This window comes from Paludisphaera sp. (assembly GCF_037189885.1).
Classification (GTDB): domain Bacteria; phylum Planctomycetota; class Planctomycetia; order Isosphaerales; family Isosphaeraceae; genus Paludisphaera.
This window is the reverse complement of sequence record NZ_JBBCIR010000116.1, coordinates 1-14,633: the sequence shown is the minus strand read 5'-3', so window position 1 is coordinate 14,633 and position 14,633 is coordinate 1. Positions and strand designations below refer to the sequence as shown.

The 14,633-nt window shown below is 71.7% G+C and carries 12 protein-coding genes; 6 read left to right on the top strand and 6 right to left on the bottom strand.

Going from position 1 to position 14,633, the window contains the following annotated elements:
- Positions 1 to 66 precede the first annotated feature (66 nt).
- Both WG209_RS24815 and WG209_RS24810 read left to right on the top strand, forming a co-directional pair.
- The gene (locus tag WG209_RS24815; RefSeq protein WP_337177803.1) at positions 67 to 426 is read left to right on the top strand and encodes a transposase; all 360 of its coding nucleotides are present in this window, start codon (positions 67 to 69) and stop codon (positions 424 to 426) included.
- The gene (locus tag WG209_RS24810; RefSeq protein ID WP_337177802.1) at positions 354 to 911 is read left to right on the top strand and encodes an IS5 family transposase; all 558 of its coding nucleotides are present in this window, start codon (positions 354 to 356) and stop codon (positions 909 to 911) included. The genes WG209_RS24815 and WG209_RS24810 overlap by 73 nt, the downstream gene beginning before the upstream one ends.
- Positions 912 to 1,007: 96 nt before the next feature.
- Here WG209_RS24810 and WG209_RS24805 read toward each other — a convergent pair whose 3' ends face one another.
- Genes WG209_RS24805 through WG209_RS24795 form a run of 3 tightly spaced genes read right to left on the bottom strand, consistent with a single transcriptional unit; the run spans position 1,008 to position 4,054 of the window.
- Complete coding sequence (locus WG209_RS24805) at positions 1,008 to 2,039, bottom strand: DUF4838 domain-containing protein (RefSeq protein WP_337177801.1); 1,032 nt, start codon at positions 2,037 to 2,039, stop codon at positions 1,008 to 1,010.
- A 19-nt stretch (positions 2,040 to 2,058) separates the two neighbouring features.
- Positions 2,059 to 2,835, bottom strand: coding sequence for a cytochrome c (locus tag WG209_RS24800; RefSeq protein WP_337177800.1), 777 nt, complete (start codon positions 2,833 to 2,835; stop codon positions 2,059 to 2,061).
- Positions 2,836 to 2,845: 10 nt separating this feature from the next.
- Positions 2,846 to 4,054 carry a sulfite oxidase gene (locus WG209_RS24795; protein ID WP_337177799.1) on the bottom strand — a complete coding sequence of 403 codons (1,209 nt, stop codon included), beginning with the start codon at positions 4,052 to 4,054 and terminating at the stop codon, positions 2,846 to 2,848.
- Between the two features lie 328 nt (positions 4,055 to 4,382).
- On the opposite strand from WG209_RS24795, the gene WG209_RS24790 reads away from it, so the two are divergent.
- Positions 4,383 to 4,679 (top strand): hypothetical protein, encoded by a 297-nt coding sequence (locus WG209_RS24790; protein WP_337177798.1) that lies wholly within the window; start codon positions 4,383 to 4,385, stop codon positions 4,677 to 4,679.
- A 10-nt stretch (positions 4,680 to 4,689) separates the two neighbouring features.
- On the opposite strand, the gene grpE is transcribed toward WG209_RS24790, so the two are convergent.
- Positions 4,690 to 5,427, bottom strand: a complete 738-nt coding sequence (gene grpE / locus WG209_RS24785) for a nucleotide exchange factor GrpE (RefSeq protein ID WP_337177797.1) — start codon at positions 5,425 to 5,427, stop codon at positions 4,690 to 4,692.
- A gap of 287 nt (positions 5,428 to 5,714) precedes the next feature.
- Positions 5,715 to 6,245, bottom strand: coding sequence for a thiol peroxidase (gene tpx / locus WG209_RS24780; protein WP_337177796.1), 531 nt, complete (start codon positions 6,243 to 6,245; stop codon positions 5,715 to 5,717).
- 182 nt (positions 6,246 to 6,427) lie between these two features.
- Between tpx and mnmG the strand changes: the two genes are divergently transcribed.
- The 3 genes from mnmG to WG209_RS24765 all read left to right on the top strand — a co-directional run bounded on the left by mnmG (position 6,428) and on the right by WG209_RS24765 (position 11,439).
- Positions 6,428 to 8,278, top strand: coding sequence for a tRNA uridine-5-carboxymethylaminomethyl(34) synthesis enzyme MnmG (mnmG, locus tag WG209_RS24775; RefSeq protein WP_337177795.1), 1,851 nt, complete (start codon positions 6,428 to 6,430; stop codon positions 8,276 to 8,278).
- A 513-nt stretch (positions 8,279 to 8,791) separates the two neighbouring features.
- Positions 8,792 to 9,373, top strand: a complete 582-nt coding sequence (locus WG209_RS24770; protein WP_337177794.1) for a response regulator — start codon at positions 8,792 to 8,794, stop codon at positions 9,371 to 9,373.
- Positions 9,374 to 9,438: 65 nt separating this feature from the next.
- Complete coding sequence (locus WG209_RS24765; RefSeq protein WP_337177793.1) at positions 9,439 to 11,439, top strand: ATP-binding protein; 2,001 nt, start codon at positions 9,439 to 9,441, stop codon at positions 11,437 to 11,439.
- 279 nt (positions 11,440 to 11,718) lie between these two features.
- Here the strand turns inward: WG209_RS24765 and WG209_RS24760 are convergent, their stop codons facing one another.
- Positions 11,719 to 14,061: a VIT domain-containing protein gene (locus WG209_RS24760; protein ID WP_337177792.1), complete on the bottom strand. Its 2,343-nt coding sequence runs from the start codon at positions 14,059 to 14,061 to the stop codon at positions 11,719 to 11,721.
- Positions 14,062 to 14,633 lie beyond the last annotated feature (572 nt).

Here is a 14,633-nt window from a genome sequence, read left to right as displayed (position 1 = left end):
TAGGCTCTGTCTGATGGGAAGGCTGCCCGCTATGCTATGCCCTCGCAACAACTTGCGAGGAGATACATGGCGAGACGACACGAACTTACAGACCCGCGGTGGGATCTCATCGCCGACCTCTTCCCGACCTACAGCCGAGGTGGCCAGTGGTCCGACCACCGCACCATGATCAACGGCGTCTTGTGGCGTCTCCGCGCCGGGGCGCCGTGGCGGGACCTGCCCGAGCGGTATGGCCCATGGCAGACCGTCTACCACCGCTTCAACGCCATGCGGCGTGACGGCCTCCTGGGCCGGATGCTCGAGCGCCTCCAGGCCCGGCTCAACTCCGAGGGCCTCATCGACCCGGAGCTATGGTGCGTCGACGGCACCGTCATCCGGGCGGCCCGGGCCGCCGCCGGGGCGGCGTCCGCCCCGAAAAAAAAGTAGACGACGAGCCAGGGGACCACGCCCTGGGCCGCTCACGAGGCGGCTACGGCACCAAGGTCCATCTCGTCAGCGACGGCCGGGGCGTCCCGCTGGCGGCGGTCGTCACGCCCGGGCAGCGGCATGAGTCGACGCAATTCGAGGCGGTGCTTGGGCGGGTACGGCTGAGGGGACGCCGGGGGCGTCCTCGATGCCGCCCGGTCCTGCTGGCCGGCGACAAGGGCTACAGCTACCCCCGCATCCGGCGGTGGTTGGCACGCCACGGCGTCAAGGCGGTCATACCCCGCCGCAAGGACCAGAGTCCTGACGACGGGCGGGTGCGGTTCGACGAGCAGATGTATCGCCGTCGGTCGGTCGTGGAGCAATGCGTCGGCTGGTTGAAGGAGTGCCGGGCGGTGGCGACACGCTTCGACAAGCTGGCCGTCAATTACCTGGCCACGGTGCAATGGGCCATGGTGCAGCGATACTTGCGACTGCTGACGGCATGAGTCAGCCCATCAGACAGAGCCTAGTCTTTGATTCGGGCATGCTTCGCGCCTCCCCTGGTGAAGCATACGGGCCCGCGCGCGAGATGGCGAGCCCCCTCACCCGCCGCGCTTCAGGGCCGCGCCGTACTCGTCCAGGAAGGTGGGCTCGCCGTAGCGTTCCGCGTAGTGGGCGTCGACGTAGACGGCGAAGCTGGAGACGTGGCGGATCCCGCGCGCGGCGTAGCTGGCGACGTCGGCGGCCAGCACGTCGGGCCGCCACGGGAGCTTCACGGCGGGGCGCTTCCAGCGCGAGAACAGCGACACGTCCAGCCAGTATTCCAGCACGCGGGCCGTCGCGGCGGGGAAGACCTCCAGGTTGGCGTCGAGCATCGGGAGGCCGTCGCGGCTCGCGGGGCCCGTCTGGCGCTCGTACGGGACGTCGTAGCTCCGGTGGATCGGCGCGTACTCCAGGAAGACGCCCGGCTCGGGCTTCACCTTCCGCGGCGGCGGCAGGGTGTCGTGGTACGCCAGGTGGGCCAGGGTCGCGCGCGGGTCGACCGCCTTGATCGCGCGGAGGAGGCGATTCTCCACCAGCAGCGCCTGCTCCGACGGGCTCAGCTCGCGGCACTCCGGGCAGGCGCACCAGGGGAGGCCGTCGTCGCCCCAGAAGTAGTACCGGCCGGTGGTCGGCCGGAGCTTCCCGGCGATCGCGGCGGCGTTCTCGGCGATGATGTCGAGCGCCCTCGTCGAGGCGGGGCAGCAGTTGGAATCGGCGTTGCGCCGGCCGTCGGCGTCGAGGCGGAAGAAGGTCGGCTCCTTGGCGAACAGCTCGCGCGGGAGCAGCTCCTTCATCGCGTGCAGCTCGTACTCGACCTCAAGCCCGAGCCGCTCGCAATCCTCCAGCACGCGCGCGCCGGCGTCGGACGCGGCCCACTCGACGACGGCGCCCGGCGAGTTCTGATGATGGATCCCGATCGTCGTCAGCCCGGCGCGCCTGGCGCGCTCGGGCCAGTCGGCGAGCGAGAAATCCTCGGGCGTCAGCACGACGCCGCGGGTCTGGAACCCCTCCTCGGCCCCCGCCGACGCGCGGGTCCGGGCCGCCAGCGCCGCCGTCAGCCCAACCGCCAGGAACGAGCGTCGATCGATCATCTGGACTCTCCCATCCGTTTCACGACTTCGGGTCCACCGGCGCGGCGGCGGGTTGGTCGTAGGGGAGGCCGCGGAGCCATGCCAGGATGTCGCGCTGCTGCTCGGCGTTGAGGACGCCGCTCATGGCGGGCATCTTGCGGAGGCCGTCGCGGACCTGCTTGTGGTAGTCCTCCGCGTGGGTAAGCACGGCGCGGTTGGCGAGGGCGGGGCCCAGCTCCGTCCCGACGGCGGTGGCGCCGTGGCAGCTCGCGCAGAGGACGATGTAGAGCTGGCCGCCGTTGGAGGCGTTCCCGTCGGCCGTCCCCTCGCGGGGGTCGCCGGGGATCTCGCGGGTCTCCACGTCGGCCAGGGCGACCCGCGCCGGCTCGAACGGCGGGGCGTCGGGGCCGTAGCGCCTGGTCAGGAACTCCTCGACCGGCCCGCGATCGGACTCGGGGAGGACCGCGCCCCAGGAGATCATCTTGTCGACCTCGGCCTTCCACTGCGACGCGGTCAGGCGCTGCGAGGCGTACATGTTCTCCTCGTGGCAGACCTGGCAGTTCGCCGTCAGGGCGCGCTTCGCCAGGGCTTCTCGGATGAACGCCTCGTCGTCCAGGTCGTCCTCGTCGAGGGCGTCGTCGCCGCGCGCCAGGTCCTCGGCCTCGTGGCGGATCTTCTCCTGGGCGGCGGCCTCGGCGCGGGCGGCCTCCGCCTCGGCCATCCGCGCGCGGAGCTGTTGCTGCTGGAGCAGCCGCCCGCCCGCGAGCCCGACCGCCACGAGGACCGCCAGCGACAATATGATGAGGAATGCTCTCATGTCTGGGTCCTCAAGAGACGACGCAGGGGACGCGGTCGTAGCCGTTCCAGAGGTAGCCGCTCTTGTTCCAGGGGGGCGTCTCGGGCTGGACCTCTCCCCGGGAGTCGGTGGCGCGGGCGATCAGGGTGAACTCGCCGGCGGCGGGGGGCGTCCAGGCGACCTTGAAGCGGCGCCAGCTCCCCTGCCGGGGCTCGTCCAGCAGCTCGGCCTCGCGCCAGGTCGGGTCCTCCGCGGAGGCGACCTCCACCTTCACGACGTGCCCCTCGCCGGTCCACGCGACCCCGCGCACCTCCACCGCGCCCCGGCCGAGGGCCGCGCCCTCGGCGGGGGAGGTGATGAGCGACTTCACGTTCATCCAGGTGACCGGGAGCATCTCCTCCGCCGGCGGATCCTCGCCGGGGGGGTACGGCTTGACCGACATCCGGTAGCCGGGCTTCATGTAGAAGGACGTCGCCTCATCGGCCGCCACGACGATCCCGCGCACCCACTTCGTCCAGGCGTTCGCCCCCCAGCCGGGGACGACGATCCGAGCGGGGCCGCCGTGAAGCGCCGGCAGCGGCTCGCCGTTGACCGACAGGGCGAGGATGACGTCCTCGGCCCGGGCGCGGTCCAGGGGGATGCTTCGGAGGAACTCGGGCGCCTTGGGATTGGGGGGGACGTCGCCGCCGACGAACTGGACGTGCGCCGCCTCGGGCTTCACGCCGGCCTTCTCCAGCAGGGCCGACAGCCTCACGCCGGCCCAGGCCGCGTGGCTCACGGCGCCGCGCCCCCAGGGCAGCCCGGGCATCCTCGGCCGGAACATGGCGCGGCCGTTGCCGGCGCACTGGATCACGGCCGGGACCTCGACCCGCTCCATCCCCGCCAGGTCGTCCAGGCTCAGGGTCAGCGGGCGCTCGACCAGGCCCTTGACCTCGACGGTCCACGGCCGCAGGCCGACCGCCGGCGCGCCGTGATGGCTCCGGACGAAGATCTCGTCGGTGGGGGTGAGGAAGGAGTCCAGCGCGGCCGGCGGGGATTCCAGGTTGAGGGGTCGCTCGCTCCGCACGATCATGCGTCGGTCCTCGCCGCCGGGAGTTTCCTCGCCCCTCGCCGGGGCCCCGGCCGGCCCGCCGATGGCGCCGGCGGCGACCATCCCGCCCCACACGGCGCCCAGGAACTCGCGACGATCCGTGCCCGGGCCTTCGCGATCGCCGCCCGGCGTCGATTCCGCATCCATCATCTCCCCCCGCCTCCGTGAACCTCGGCCGTCGGATCTGAGTCCCAGGAGTATGCGGGAACGCCCGCGTCTCGTCCAGGCCCGACGACAAACCCCCTGCATCCCGAGCGACCCGCAAACCCCGCCCCGACATCCTTCGTATTGAGGTTGGGAGATGCCCGATCGGCATCCACCTTGCCTTATATTTGAGGCGTCGAGAACGGGCCGATCCCCAGGAGGGCCCTTCAAGGACGTCCCGTCAGCCCGCGCGTTCGGTCCGCTCGTCGAAACGACTCCGTCCCCGGCGTTCGATCAGAGGTGGCAACCGGCTCCAAACCACGGGTTGAGAACGATGAAGAAACTTCGTCGCGAGCGCAAGCACGACTTGATCGCCCGTCTCGGCCGTCAGATGGACATCTGCCTGGATACCGGCAAGCCGCGACGGGTACGGACCCGATCGGCGCGCTACGCCGCCTCGCTCGCCGAGGCCCTGGGGCTCATCGATCGCCCGCGATGCTGCACCTGGTGCCGCCGCCGGCAGCGGCTCCAGCGCCACCACTGGGACTATCGCGAGCCGCTGAACGTCACGTTCCTCTGCCCCGACTGCCACGCCATCGCCGACAACATGGTCGTCCAGGCGATCGCCTGAGCGGCGGGCGTCAGCCTTCCCGCGTCGCGGCGTGGACCGAGACCATCTCCGGCCGGATCACCTTGTCGCCCGACTGGAAGCCGGGGCGCAAGCGGGCGGCGATGGTCCGGGCGAGGGCCGGGTCGGGCGCGGGGACGGTCGTCACGGCGCGCTGGCGGCGCGGGTCGAAGGCGTCCCCCTCGACGCGGAACGGCTCGACCCCCTGGCGGTAGAGCACGTCCTCGAGCGCGGTCTGGATGGAGGCGAGCGTGTCGCGGAAGCCGTCGGCCTCCGGGGGCTGGGCCGCGGCCATCTTGCCGACGTCGTCGTGGAGCTGGATCAGGTCGATGAAGATCGGCCGTTGGACCTTCATCAGCAAGTCTTGCTTGTACTCCTGGAGTTCGGCGTGGAGCCGGTCGACGACGCGCTCGCGGTTGGCCTCGGCGCGGACCTCGCGGTCGAACCGCGCCTGGAGCCCCGCGATGCCGTCGCGCGACTGCTCCCCCAGCCGGGCGATGGCCTCGTGGAGCCCCTCCGCGATCGCCGCGAACGAGGGGGGTTCGGGCTCGGCGAGCGGCTCGGGTTCGGGCTCGGGCTCCGGCTCGATCCGCGGTGCGAGCGGCGCGCCTACCTCCAGCTGGTCGGCCAGCTCCCGCTCGGCCTCGACGTAATCGACGGCCGGCGCGGGCTCGGCTTCCGGCTCGGCCGTTGGATAGGGGGCCTCGGGGTCGGTCGCGGGATCGTCGCGGTCTTCGACGTCGGGTGGCACGGCCGGGCTCCTTGGTTGATTCGGCCGAGGAAGAGATGCTCCTCCCCCTCGCGGGTGGAGGTGGCCCGAACGCCTGGACAAGGGAAGCCGAGCGAGACGCCCGGTGGAATACGCGACGCCCCCCATCCGGCCTTCGGCCACCTTCTCCCACGAGGGGAGAAGGGATTTCGGCGGGGGAGGGGGCGATCGGCGTCGGATCGCGACCGGTGGCGCGGGCCCACGATGACTCCACCGGTCGTTACGCCCTTCCTCCCCCTCTCCTGGCCGCTCCGACGATCGCGCTCGTCTCAGGCGCCGGCGGCGGCCTTGAGGGCCTGGAGGGCCGGCTCGTAGTCGGGCTCCTCGGCGATCTCGGGGACGATCTGGACGTAGGTGATCTTGTTCGAGGGGTCGACCACGAACACCGACCGGGCGAGGATCGTGACCGGGAGGCCCTGGATCAGGACGCCCCAGTGCTTGCCGAAGGTGTAGTTGTGGGCGTCGGAGAGGTTCTTGACGTTGTCGATGCCGGCCTCGGTGCAGAAACGCACCTGGGCGAAGGGGAGGTCGGTGCTCACCGTGTAGGCGGCCACCTTGTCGCCCAGATCCTTGAGGATCTCGGCGAACTTCTTCGTCTGCTTGTTGCAGACCGGGGTGTCGAGCGAGGGGACGACGTTGAACAGCCGCGCCTTGCCGGCGGTGTCGGCCAGGGAGAGGACCGCCAGGCCCTCGCCCACGGCCTGGAAGTCGGGCGCGGCGTCGCCGACCCGCAACTTGGGCCCGACCAGCTCGACCGGGTTCCCCTTGAACGTCACCTCGCCCTTGCGCGTATCGGCCATGACTCTCCCTCGCTCGTTAATCCCCGGGTCTCGGCGATGCTCCACGCCCATAAGGGTAGCCTCGCGTCGCCAGCCGGTGCAAGCCGCGGCCGGCGACCGGGCTGGAGGCCGGCGCCGCGCCTCGGGTAAAATGAAATCGTCCCGATCCGACCAATCGCCCCCGCACCCGAGAGCCGCGCCGCATGCCCGCCAGGTTTGATCCGTATCAGTTCGACGTGGTGGTGGTCGGGGCCGGTCACGCCGGGATCGAGGCGGCCCTGGCGCCGGCGCGGATGGGCTTGCGCGTGGCGCTGTTGACGATGAACGTCGACACCATCGGCCAGATGAGCTGCAACCCGGCCATCGGCGGCGTCGCCAAGGGGCAGATCGTCCGCGAGGTCGACGCCCTCGGCGGCGCGATGGGCCTGCTGACCGACGCCACGGCCATCCAGTTCCGGCTCCTCAACCGGGGCAAGGGGCCGGCCATGCACAGCCCCCGCGCCCAGTGCGACAAGCGGGCGTATCAGGCCCTCGCCAAGCTCACCGTCGAGCGCCAGCCGAACCTCACCCCGCGCCAGGAGATGGTCGAGGGCGTCGAGGTCGCCGGCGGGCGCGTCGCCGGGGTCCGCTGCCGGGGCGACGTGCTTTACAAGGCACGCGCGGTGATCCTGACGACCGGGACGTTCCTCCAGGCGCTGATGCACCTCGGCGAGGTGAAGACCCCCGGCGGGCGCGGCGGGGACGGCGCGGCGGTGGGGATGTCGGCCAGCCTGCGGGCGCTCGGGTTCGAGCTGAGACGGTTCAAGACCGGCACCCCCCCGCGGCTGAACGGGCGGACGATCGACTTCGACCGCCTGGATCCCCAGCCCGGCGACCCGGAGCCCGTCGCCTTCTCGTTCCTCACCGACCGGATCGAGCAGGCGCAGATCCCCTGCCACATCACCGCCACCACGCCCGAGGTCCACGAGATCATCCGGGCCAACCTGCACCGCGCCCCGATGTACTCCGGCCAGATCGAATCGACCGGGCCGCGATACTGCCCCTCGATCGAGGACAAGGTGGTCCGGTTCGCCGACCGCGACTCCCACCAGATCTTCCTGGAGCCCGAGGGCCGCGAGACGCTGGAATACTACTGCAACGGCATCTCCACCAGCCTCCCTCGCGACGCCCAGGAGGCCCTCCTCGCGCGGATCCCCGGGCTGGAACGGGCCGAGGTCATGCGCTTCGGCTACGCCGTGGAGTACGACTTCGCCCCGCCGGAGCAGCTCGGGCCGACGCTGGAGACCGAGGCCATCCCCGGGCTGTACTTCGCCGGGCAGATCAACGGCACGACCGGCTACGAGGAGGCCGCCGCGCAGGGTCTCGTCGCCGGGGCCAACGCGGCGCTGTCCGTCCGGGGGGAGCCGCCGATGATCCTCGACCGCTCGTCGGCCTACATCGGGGTCCTGATCGACGACCTGGTGACGCGAGGGGTCGAGGAGCCCTACCGGATGTTCACCAGCCGCGCCGAGTATCGCCTGCTCCTTCGCCACGACAACGCCGACCTCCGCCTCACGGAGATCGGCCGCCGCGCCGGCCTGGTGGACGACGCCCGCTGGGCCCGGTTCGAGGCGCGTCGCGACGGCCTGGCCGCGCTGCGCGGGCGGCTGGCGGCCACCCGCCGCGACGGCGTGACCTTCGACAAGATGCTCCGACGCCACGAGACGACCTGGGACGACCTCGTCGCGCTCGACCCGGACCTCGGCGCGGCCGGCTTCGCGCCCGACGTCGTCGCCCAGGCGGTGATCGAGGCGAAGTACGACGGCTACGTCGGCCGCCAGGTCGAGCAGATCGAGCGGTTCCGCCGCCTGGAAGACAAGGCCATCCCCGCCGACCTCGACTACGCCGCCGTCCCCCAGCTCCGCGCCGAGGCCCGCGAGCGGCTGACGCGGGTGCGCCCCCGGTCGCTCGGCCAGGCGGGCCGGATCAGCGGCCTCAACCCGGCGGACCTGGCGACCCTGCTCGTCCACCTTCGCCGCAACCCCGCGACCGCCGCCGATGGGCCATCTCGCTGATATCGCCCGGCAAGCCGGTGTCCCGCCTACCTTAGCAGGCCGGGAACGCCTGCCCCATGCCCCCAGGTCGGAGTGCCGACCGAGATTGACAGAAACGCCCATCCGGTGTCTGTTGTGCGAGACCTCGCCGCTTGCCGATCTTCCGGGCCCCATCTTTGCAGGTTGGAGGGCCCGGATCGAGGCGAGCGATCGCGGTTCACGGGCCGGGGCGGCGCCCTCGACCGTCGCGCGCCGGAAACCGCCGGACGATTGACAATCTCGGCCCATTTTTTAGAATTGGGCGATTCGGCAATCTCGGCAATCTTTGTAGTCTTCGCGGAATTTAACGCCTGGGCTCCTTCGGAGGATCGACGATCGCGGCCGCCGGGGGGCCGGATCGACCTCGGACGGCGTGACAGGGACGTGTCGCAGGGAGGCCGATCGGGGCGGGAGGGGGTCCGCGAGACGGCGACCAGGGGGGCGCGTCGCGGGCTCGGCTCGGCCCCGAATAGGATTATCGGGACTCAACCAACCATGAAGACCGTTTACACGACGGGTGAAGCGGCGAAGATCTGCAAGGTCAGCCAGCAGACCATCATACGCTGTTTCGACTCCGGCCAGTTGAAGGGATTCCGCGTCCCCGGCTCGCGGTTCCGGCGGATCCCCCGCGAGTCGCTGTATCGCTTCATGAAGGAGAACGGGATCCCGACCGACGCGCTGGAGAGCGGGCGGCGGCGGATCCTGATCGTCGACGACGACCAGGCGGTCGTCGACCTGATCGCCGAGGTGCTGTCGGCCGACGGCCGGTTCGAGCACAAGGCGGTGAACAACGGGTTCGGGGCGGGGATGCTCGCGAAGGAGTATCACCCGGACCTGATCATCCTCGACGTGATGCTGCCGGACATCAACGGCCAGGCGGTCTGCGAGCTGATCCGCAAGGATCCCAGCATCTCGGACATCAAGATCGTCTGCATCTCCGGGATGGTCGAGGAAGACAAGATCGAGGAGCTGAAGGCGTCAGGCGCCGACGATTTCCTCCACAAGCCGCTTGACATCGATGGACTAATCGCCACGATCTGCCGACATCTGGATATGGAGACCAGCCCCAACGCCTGAGGCGTGGCGTCCGCCGGCGGGAATAGCCGGCGGGCCGTGGGGGTCGGGAAGGAGCCCGATTCGTCGTGCGGTTCCAAATGGGACGAAAGCCGCCGGGAGATCCCCTGCCCGCCCGCCTTGACGGGCTGGCGCGGCTGCCCGTCCGCGCCCAGACGGCGCGACTGGCCGCGACGGGCGACGGGCCGGCGATCGCCGGCGCGGCCGAAGACGAGCCGTCGCCGCCCCCCCTGGCGCGCGCCCTGCCCGACCTGGACCCCGGCTGGCTGGCCGCGGAGTCGGCCGGGCGCGGGCGGGCCGACTCCCTCGCCATCGCCGCCGATTCCCCCTGGTGGCCCGCGCCCCCCGCCGACGGCCCGGAGGCCGAGGCCCTCCAGGCGCTCTGGCGGCACTCGGTCGCCGCGGCGCTCGCATGCCGGTCGCTGGCCCGCGAGCGGGGCGACCCGGACCCGGCCTCGCTGATCCGCGCCGGGATGCTCCACGGCCTGGGCCGCTGGGCGGTCGCCGCCGTCGACCTCGCCTGGTTCGCCCGCTGGCGCGCCGAGCCCGACCTCGACGCCCGCCGGTGCCTGGAGCGCGCGGAACTGGGAAGCGAGCTGCGCGACCTGGGCCGCCGGCTGGCCGAGCGATGGGGTCTGGAGCCCCTGGCGGTCGACGCCGCGTGGCTGCACGGCGAGGACGACGCCCAACTGACGGGCGCCGCCCGCGACCCCGCGCGCCTCGCCCTGGTCCGCGAGGCCGTCGCCCTGGCCGAGTCGACCCCCTGGGCGATGGACGCCCCCCGCGGCCGCGAGTCGATGCCGACGGAGCCCCGCCCGCGAATCCTCGTCGCCGAGGTCCAGTCGCGATGCGGCTCCCCCTTCGTCGCGCCGGACTCCTCGCCGTCGGAGGAGCGCGCCGTCCGCGAGGTCGCCCGCCTGCGGCGTCGGGTCATCGACCTGGCCCGGAACAACGCCAGCCAGGGGCGGCTGATCGAGGCCCTGGCCGACTCCTCGCCCGACGAGTCGCCCGAGAACTGGAGCCTGCGCGCCGGCCGCTCGTGGTGCGCCGAGCCCGAGGTCAACGCCGCCCGGGTCGCCTGGCGCGGCCTCGGCGATCCGGAGGCCGACGAGCCCGCGGAGCCCCCGCGCCGGGGCGCCTCGTGGTCCTTCCCCCTGGAGTCGGCCGGCGAGCCGGTCGGCGAGGTCCAGCTCTGGCTCGACGCCGACGTCGACGCCCTGCGCGAGCGGCTCGGCCCCACTCGGGTCGTCGACGCCTGGAAGGCGTGGGCGGCGCACGTCGCCGGGCGGCGCCGGCTGGAGCTCCGGCTGGCCGCCACGATCGACGGCGCGCGCGCGGCGTCGCGTTCGGAGCGCCGGCGGCTCCAGGCCGCCAAGCTCGACGCCCTGGCCGAGTTCGCCGCCGGCGCCGGCCACGAGCTGAACAACCCGCTCGCGGTGATCGTGGGCCGGGCCCAGCTCCTGGCCGCCCAGTCCGCCGACCCCGAGGCCGCCAAGTCGCTGGGGATCATCCTCAACCAGGCCCGGCGGACCCACCGCATCCTCCGCGACCTAATGTTCGTCGCCCGCCCCTCCGACCCCCGCCCCCGCGCCTGCCGCCCCGCCGAGGCCCTGCGCTCCACCCTGGCCGATTTCCGGGACGAGTGCGAGGCCCGCGGCGTCCACCTGGCGGGCGAGTTCGAGGAGCCCGACGCCCCCGCCTGGCTCGACCCCGACGCCCTGCGGCACGTCGTCGCCGAGCTGGTCCGCAACGCCATGCAGGCCGTCGGCGGCCCGGACGGCGGGTCGATCCGGGTCCGCTCCGCCGTCCGCGACGGCGAGCTGCTCATCCGCGTCGCCGATTCCGGCAAGGGGGTCGGCCAGGCCGAGGCCGCCCACCTGTTCGACCCGTTCTACTGCGGCCGACAGGCCGGCCGCGGCCTGGGCCTGGGCCTCTCCCGCGTCGCCCGGATCGTCGAGCGCGCCGGCGGCTCCATGACCTGGGACTCCCCCCCGGGCCAGGGCTCGACCTTCGAGGTCCGCATCCCCTGCGCCCCCCCGCCGGACGAACCCAGGGCCAGGAGCGCCTAACCGCCGGGGCGCGGCGGATTTCGGCCCGGCCCGCATAACGGCCTTCCCCCCTGGAGGGGGCCGGTGGCCCGGCGGGCCGGATGAGGGGGGGACGAGCGGGACGACCCCCGAAGTTCGAAAGGGCCTCCCCGGGCCGTCGGCCTGGGCCTATCCTCCGAACCCCGAAGCTCGGCGGGCGGGCTCCCCCTCATCTGACTCCTTCGGAGTCTGTCTTCCCCCTCCAGGGGGGAAGAGCGTTTATTCCTGGACCTTGATGGCGATCGGGTCGCCCCGATCGGATCACCGCGCCTCCTCGGCCGGCTCGATGCGGTAGACGGCGTCGTCGAGCTTCACCACGACGGGCTCGTTGAACGCCAGGTAGCGGTTGCGCTCGTCCGACTGGGCGCGCGCGAGGTCGAAGTACTCGTCGGAGAACTGGCGGATTACCTTCGCGCCGGCCTCGTCCTCGGGCTTCACGGCCGAATCGACCCAGCGCCCTTCCTTGTAATAGAAGGTCTTGGCGCCGACCTGGCGGACGGTCTCGGCGACGTCCCGCTCGCCGGCCTGGGCTCGCGACGCGGGGGCGGAGGCCTTCGCCGCCACCTGAGCGCCGCCGGCCCGGCCCGTCGCGGGGCCGGCGGGGGCCGCGGACAGGCTCATCGCCCCCATCCCGGCCATGCCGCCCATCATGCCCCCCATCCCGGCCTGCCCCGGCTGGCCGACGGCCCGGTTCAACGCCATCGCGTCGGCCTGGCCGGCGTTCTGGTAGTAGCCCTTCACCTGCCGCTGGACGACGCCCGACATCCCGCCGACGGACTCCAGCTCGCGCAGGGCGACCCGGGCGCGGTCGGTGTTCTGGGTCATGGCGTGCAGGGGCGTGCGCTCGTCGGCCAGGAACGACGTGTACGGCGTCATGATGCCGTACTTGGTGCTCAGGCTCACCAGCTCGTCGACGAGTTCCTTGTTCTGGCCGTTGAGGTCGATCTGGTCGATGAGGTCGCCGATCCGCCGCGCCGCCCAGATGCGCTCGACGAACCGGTAGGTGTTCCCGCGATCGGCCTCGGCCAGCTCGGCGGGGAACTCGAACGAGCGCGACTCGCCGCCGACCTTCCCGGAGACCTTGAGTTTCGTCGTGCCCGAGCGTCGGTAGCGACCGGCCCAGACGATCTGGCCGCCGTCGAACAGGTCGGGCACGTCGCGCGGGTAGGCGCGGTTGACGTCGGAGTCCGCGAACTCGATCCGGACGCCGGTCAGGACCGGGCTGGTCAGCTTCGCCATGTAGCGGGCGACGTGGGCCTCGATGTCCTCGTCGGGCTTGACGTACTCCGTCGCGCCGCCGTTGCCGGCGCTCAGGCGGTCGAGCAGCCGCGCGTTGACGTCGTAGCCGACGCCGAAGCTGAAGACGCGCGTCCCGCGATCATTGGCCTTCTTGCAGGCCTCGGCGATCTTGAACTCGTTCGTCTCGCCGGCCGTGGGGAGGCCGTCGGTCAGGAACAGGACGTAGCTGGGGCGCGAGTCGTCGCGGATCATGTCGAGCGCCGACTTCAGCGCGTCGGCGATGTTCGTGCTGCCCCCCTCGCGGATGTTGTCGACGTACCGCCTCGCCTCGGCGCGGGCGTCGGGGCCGTAGCGCTGAAGCTCGGGCTTGTAGGTCTCCACGCGGTCGTCGTACACGACGATGTTGAACAGGTCGTCCTCGCGGAGGTCGTCCAGCACGGTCCGCAAGGCGTTGCGGGCCTGGTCCATCTTCTTCCCGGCCATCGACCCCGAGCGGTCGATCACGAAGACGACCGTCTTGGGGAGCGGCTTCGAATCGGCCGCCTTCACCTCGGGCGCGGCCAGGACGAGGAAGTAGCCGTCCTCGCCGGAGTCGGGCCGATGGCTGAGGACCGACGCCCCCAGCGAGCCCTCGGCCAGCGTGTAGACGACGCGAAAGTCCCGCGTCGGCGTGACGTCCGACCGATCCAGGCTCACCTTGACGTCGTGGTCCCCCGCGCGGTCGACGCGGGCTTCGTCGCTGGGGCAGAAGACGGACTTGATCGCCTCCTTGCTGGCGATCGAGGCTCGGATCTCCAGCTTTCCCACCGGCTTGGCGGCGTGCTTCTGGGTCGAGAGCGGGTACGTGAACTCCACCACGTCGCGGTCGCGGCGGCAGAGTTGGGTGTAACGCATCACCACCTTCCGCTCGGCCCCGGCGGGGATGGGGAAGACGCTGGTGCGATAGAGCCCCCGGCCCATGTACTCCAGCAGCGCGGGGTCGCGCTTGCTCCGGACGATCTCCTCGTAGATCCGCCTGGCCTCGTCCTTCCCCATCAGCCGGCCGGCGATCTCCTTGCCGTCGACCATCAGGACGAGGTGCTCGACCGCCGCGTCCTCCGGGACCGGGAAGAAGTACTCGGCCTCCATCTCCGTCGACCCGGGATTATAAAACGTCTGGGAAACCTGGACTTCGGCCGCCTGGTCGCGGATCCGGGCGTCGATCGTCAGCGCCCGGACCTCGAACGGCCGCTGGACCGGAGTCGGGATCGGCGTCGGGACGGGGATCGGCGGCCGACGGTCGATGATCCATCCCTGCGCCCGGGCCTCCGCCGCCATCCCCAGCACCACCACCACCGCCGCCGTCAAGAACCGCCCCGCGCCCATGGCCGCCTCCCCGGGCCGAAGCCCGTCCAGAACAGGGATTCTCGGTCCACCTCCCTGTTAGACGTCCGAGCGACCACTTCCTGAGGATCGAACCGCCCGGATTTCACTCGGCGATTTTCCCGAGATTCCTGAAATCCCGGAGACCGCCCCGCGGATCATCCCGGAGACCGTATGCTCCTTGGCAATTCGACGGAAGCATGATCGAGACGGGGAAAGACCCCACGCGTTACCGAGCGAGCGTGAAACGCGCCGGGACAAGGGCCGTCGGACCTTTGCAAGCCTCGACGAGCGTGGAACGCGCGTCCCCTCTCCCGGCGGGCTGACGGCCCGCCACTTCCTCGTCGACGGCTCCACGGCCGCGCTCCACCCTCCTCCCCCGTGATGACCCGTCGCTGCCCCGCGGTGGGTGACGACGAGCATCCTTTCTCCCCTCGTGGTGCTCTGTCGAAAAGAGGCCGTAGAGGCTCAGGCGGCCGGGGCCGGGCCGGTGCCCGGAGAGGCGCGGGCGGCGTCCCGTTCGCGCCTCTCCGCATCGCCGACGAGCAGCAGGACGTCGTGGACGACGCACCGCA

Coding starts and splice junctions, on each gene's coding strand:
- WG209_RS24815 (WP_337177803.1), top strand. CDS start 67: ATGGCGAGACGACACGAACTTACAGACCCGCGGTGGGATCTCATCGCC.
- WG209_RS24805 (WP_337177801.1), bottom strand. CDS start 2,039: ATGATCGATCGACGCTCGTTCCTGGCGGTTGGGCTGACGGCGGCGCTG.
- WG209_RS24800 (WP_337177800.1), bottom strand. CDS start 2,835: ATGAGAGCATTCCTCATCATATTGTCGCTGGCGGTCCTCGTGGCGGTC.
- WG209_RS24795 (WP_337177799.1), bottom strand. CDS start 4,054: ATGATGGATGCGGAATCGACGCCGGGCGGCGATCGCGAAGGCCCGGGC.
- WG209_RS24790 (WP_337177798.1), top strand. CDS start 4,383: ATGAAGAAACTTCGTCGCGAGCGCAAGCACGACTTGATCGCCCGTCTC.
- tpx (WP_337177796.1), bottom strand. CDS start 6,245: ATGGCCGATACGCGCAAGGGCGAGGTGACGTTCAAGGGGAACCCGGTC.
- mnmG (WP_337177795.1), top strand. CDS start 6,428: ATGCCCGCCAGGTTTGATCCGTATCAGTTCGACGTGGTGGTGGTCGGG.
- WG209_RS24770 (WP_337177794.1), top strand. CDS start 8,792: ATGAAGACCGTTTACACGACGGGTGAAGCGGCGAAGATCTGCAAGGTC.
- WG209_RS24760 (WP_337177792.1), bottom strand. CDS start 14,061: ATGGGCGCGGGGCGGTTCTTGACGGCGGCGGTGGTGGTGGTGCTGGGG.